This window comes from Brevibacterium sp. FAM 24630 (genome assembly GCF_049804075.1).
Lineage (GTDB): Bacteria > Actinomycetota > Actinomycetes > Actinomycetales > Brevibacteriaceae > Brevibacterium.
This window is the reverse complement of record NZ_JBNBZD010000086.1, coordinates 1-382: the sequence shown is the minus strand read 5'-3', so window position 1 is coordinate 382 and position 382 is coordinate 1. Positions and strand designations below refer to the sequence as shown.

Below are 382 nucleotides of genomic sequence, written 5' to 3'. Positions count from 1 at the left end.
GGTCAAAGCAGCGATCGGAACGATCAGCGACGACGCATGGACTGGCATCGAGTACCCCGATGCGATCTATGACGAGGAGTCCGGTGCCTGGGTCAGTAAGGCTGAAGTCGCCGAGGTTCCGTTCACCGCGTTCACCTCGAAGAAGAAGGCGCTGCAAACTACGGGCCGCTTGGTCGTCCGCCGCATCCCGGAGCTCAACGAGACGAAACGCGCTGCCGGGCAGGACCCATTGTTCGACTTGTTCCGTTACCACGCGTTCTTCACCACCGTCGATCAGGATCGTTTCGACACCGTTGTTGCTGATCAAGTGCACCGCAGGCACGCGATCATCGAGCAGATCAATGCGGAACTGAAAAATGGTGCCCTGGCGCATATGCCCTCC

General features: G+C 59.2%; 1 pseudogene. It reads left to right on the top strand.

Going from position 1 to position 382, the window contains the following annotated elements:
• A pseudogene (locus tag ACPUD7_RS17845) lies at positions 1–382 on the top strand (IS1380 family transposase); the annotation flags it as partial.